Source organism: Peptidiphaga sp., from assembly GCF_057238965.1.
The window spans coordinates 1-3771 of the sequence record NZ_DBHHEV010000138.1 but is presented as its reverse complement, the minus strand read 5'-3'; the positions used below and the strand labels follow the sequence as shown (position 1 = coordinate 3771).

Genomic DNA, 3771 nt, shown 5'->3' with positions numbered 1-3771 from the left:
TACTGCCGGATGAGGAGGACCTCCGGTCCGCCGTCGCCCTCCCGAATGGGAAGGACGGCGACGGCGTCGTCGTGCGTGATGTACTCGCGCATCATCTTCGACCCCGTCGAGGCGAGGGCAAGCTCGTCGGTCACGAGGTTGAGGATGTGCCCGCGATAGCGGACGTCTCTTTTCTCAACCTTGACGTGCCGGTCGTCCCTGATGTCGCGCAGTCGCTTCATAGCCGCTCCTTCTTTTTGCGCGGGTCGCTCCGCGGCGTCATTGGGTGTCCCCGTCGGAGGCGCGTCCTTCGACGCGGGGCCCTTCTGCCCCGGCTTCTTCGACGCCGGACTCTTTCGCTCCCCCTCCGGCCAGGCGGAGGGCGTCGCGGTCGAACAGGAAGACGGCGCCCCCTCCGGCGGCGAGGACGACTGCTCCGCCGACGGCGGCCGCGGCGAATGCGCCGACGCCGCCTGTCCCCAACGCGCCGAGGACGAGCCTGACGGCCATGTGGCCGAGGGCCGCGCCGACGGCCGAGGCGGCCCCGACGATGAGCGCCGAACGCGCCATGCCGACCGTCGCCCGCTTCCCGACGGCCCTGCGAATCGCCGCTGTCTGGCCGATCGCGCCGATCGTCATGCCGACCGAGACCGACGCCCCGACCGCGATGAGCGTCTGCCGCCTCCCGTCGATCCCGATCGCGACGCTTGCCCCCAAGGCTGCGCACACGCTCAGCCACGCGAGGGAGTTGACGAGGACGACGGCGCGCGAAGCCTCCACGGCATAGAGCACGCGCGAGCCGTGGTAGATGAGCGCGTACCCGGCCAGGCCGGGGGCCATGGCGAGCATCGCGACGTCCATCCCCTTGGCGGGGCGCAGTATCTCGAAGACGAGGCCGGCGGGCGAGGCCAAGACGGCGAGCAAGGCCACGGTGACGATCCCGACGTCGAGGACCAGCCGGGTCGAACGCGCCGTCAGGGACGTCAGGCCGGGCCTGCCGGGAAGGGCGGCGGCTTCCGAGAGACGCGGGAAGACCGCCGTCGCAATCGGCACGGCCAAAACGGCGTAGGGCACCATGTAGACGGCGTTGGCAAAGGTGTAGACGGAATAGGCGCCGGTGTCTCCGAAGCCGTTGGCCACCACCATGATCGTGACAATCTGCACCTGCTGGGCGAGCAGCCCGCCGAGGCCTGCTCCTATGAGGCCTCGAGCCCGCCTGGCTACCCCGTCGGGGAAGCGGAAGGTCGGCCTGAGCTTGACGATCCTGGCCACGGGAACGATCTGCGGCAGCGCGAAGGCGACCACGCCCATGGTCGTCCCCCATCCCAGCCAGGCCACGGACGCCCCGGTCAGGGCGCCCGGGGAATCCTGTTCGCCGTTTGCCGCCCGGGCGAAAACCGCGAAGACGGCTATCACGGCGACGGAGGAGAGCATCGGCGCGAGGGCCGGAAGCAGGAAGCGCTTGTGGGCTTGGAGAATGCCGGTGAGCACCACGGAGAGGCCGTAAAGGGGAACCTGCAAGGCGAAGGCCCGCAAAAGCGTCGCGGCCAGGGCAAGCTCTTCGGGCGACTTGTGCGCGCCCAGAAGGGCGCGCATGATCGGCTCGGCTGCGAGCGCAACGACGCCCGCGATGGGCAGGCCGACGGCCAGAATCCATGTGACGAGCGCCGAGGCCGTGCGTTCGAGCTCGTCCTTCATCCCCTTCGCCAGGAAACCCGAGACAAGCGGGATGACGGCCCCGGCGAGCGCCCCTCCCGCCGCTATTTCGAACAGGACGTTCGGGACGGTGTTGGCCGTCGAATAGGCCTCCCCGGAGGCGGTGTCCCCCAATGCCCCGTTCTGCGCCCAGGTTCTGACGAATCCCACGAGGCGCGAGAGCAGCGTGAGAACGGCTATCGAGCCGGCCGCCCCCGCAACCGAGGCGCCGATCTTCTTCATGACGCTTCCGACGTCGTGGGTGTGCCGCGGTTTGCCGACGTCATGGCGCTAGCGAGTTTCACCGGCGCCCGAGCCGATCCGCCCAAGCCAAAATAGGCGTCTCCTCTATCACTTTGGAGAAGGAGAGCTTCTCGCTCGCGAGAGTGAGGGCCACAACGCCGGACAGGCAGGACCACCGCGCGAAGGCGCCGGGGGCCAGAGCGAGCGAGTACCCGAGGGCGGCGCCGATCGCGTTGGCGCCGAGGTCCCCGAGCATTGTCTTTCCCTGGAGGTCGCCGCGCATGCAGACGGCCGACACCGCGACGATTCCGTCTCGAAGGCCCGCCGCGCCGGGCCCGGACGCGCCCGCGGCGATCGACGCGGCAGCGCTCGCTTTGAGGGCGCGTCCGGGCCGAAGGTCCAGGAGGTTGACGATGTTGGCCGTTCCGGCGATGAGCGCGGACTGGTTGGCCCAAGCCGCGGCCCGCCGCAGGCGCCCGCCGCGCCGCGGGATGGCCAGGGCGCCGAGGCCGGCGCCGGCGCCGATAAGCCCGATCTTGAGGGCCCCCGACGTCGCCTTCCCTTCGCGCAGGGCGCCGATATGGCCTTTGAATCCTTTGCCCTTGGCGGGAAAGCGATCCTCGAAATGGTCGTCGACGGCTCCGGCGGCCGCCGCCGCGCCCACGGCGATTCCCGCGCCCGTCCGGATTCCGGCGGGAAGCGCGGCCGAGGCAAGGCCGAGGCCCGCGGCGGCGGCCAGGCCTTCCGTCAGACTGACCGGCGTTCCCGCGTAAGACGTGCGGTTCCACGAAGAGAAAGCCGAGGGGAAGCGTTTGGCCGCCCCGACGGCGGCGCCCGCCCCCGCAGCCGCGAGGCCGCCGGCGAGGGCCGCAACACGAATGCGCATGTCGATCATCCTTCTTCCGAGGTGGGTCCAGGGGCCGGCTGAGGCGTCTGGGCCGGCGTCGCCGGGGCGTCGACGCGCGTTCCTATGACCGCTTGGGCGCCGTCGCCTTGGCCGAGCTGAACGTGCGAGCCTTTGATCTCGGAGGCCACGGCGATGGCCACGTTGATTCTCCCAGCCACGGTGTCAAGCGAATCGACCGTCGATCCGGCGCCCTTGGCTTCGCGCACCTTGGCGAGCAAACTGGTCGAGGAGGTTCCCTCTCCCGCCGTGACGGTCGGCCCCTTCGAGGAAAAGGTCTTCACCATCTTGACGTAGCCGTTGGAAACGCTCTTCGTCTCGGCGGCGGGCGTGGCGGCGGATTTGTCGATCTCCATTTTCTTCGGCGTCACCACGACGACCGCCTGAACGCCGCCTTCCACGTCTCCCTGGATCTGGATCATCTGGTTGTCTTTCGCCGTGAGGGCGTCTCTGACCACGGTCATATTGGGGTCGGCCGCCCCCATGAACAGCAGTCGGCTGACGCCCGAGGCGATGACGACGTGCGAGTCTGCGTCGTCTTTCTCGCCCACGTACTGGGCGAGGGAACGCGCAAGAGTGTTGCGGTAGGGGTTGGCCGAGGAGGCCGCGTAGGCGTCGGCGAGCGTGACCGTCGCGGTGACTGTGGCGCCGGCTTTGGAAACCTTGTCTTCGGCGGCCTTGAGCTCGGATTCCTCGACGCCCGGGAGGGCGACGATTGCGACCCTGCGGTCTTTGAGGGTTCCGCCGACGAGCTGCGTTCCCGCCGAATCGAGCTGTTTTTCGTTCTCGGAAAGCGCGTTGTTGGCGGCGTCGGCCTCTGTCCTCGCTTCGTCGCGGGATTTCCTCAGCGACTCCACCTGAGACGAGAGCGTCGTCCCGATCGAATTCTGGAGCGGACCCGCGCCCAAGATGACGCCGATCGCAAGCGCCATGAAAACCGAGACAAGCGA

At 69.1% G+C, this 3771-nt stretch carries 3 protein-coding genes and 1 pseudogene; all 4 read right to left on the bottom strand.

Going from position 1 to position 3771, the window contains the following annotated elements:
* Window positions 1-221, bottom strand: a pseudogene (locus ACO48X_RS10980) (hypothetical protein); the annotation flags it as partial.
* 37 nt (window positions 222-258) lie between these two features.
* A complete protein-coding gene (murJ, locus tag ACO48X_RS10975) occupies window positions 259-1917 on the bottom strand; it encodes a murein biosynthesis integral membrane protein MurJ (RefSeq protein ID WP_485002123.1) in 1659 nt (552 codons plus the stop codon).
* Window positions 1918-1975: 58 nt separating this feature from the next.
* Complete coding sequence (locus ACO48X_RS10970) at window positions 1976-2803, bottom strand: hypothetical protein (RefSeq protein ID WP_485002122.1); 828 nt, start codon at window positions 2801-2803, stop codon at window positions 1976-1978.
* Window positions 2804-2808: 5 nt separating this feature from the next.
* On the bottom strand, window positions 2809-3771 hold a 963-nt coding region (locus ACO48X_RS10965), incomplete at its 5' end, for a copper transporter (protein WP_485002121.1).

Bases quoted from the DNA above. Each gene is read 5' to 3' on its own strand.
- murJ (WP_485002123.1), bottom strand. From the start codon at position 1,917: ATGAAGAAGATCGGCGCCTCGGTTGCGGGGGCGGCCGGCTCGATAGCC.
- ACO48X_RS10970 (WP_485002122.1), bottom strand. From the start codon at position 2,803: ATGCGCATTCGTGTTGCGGCCCTCGCCGGCGGCCTCGCGGCTGCGGGG.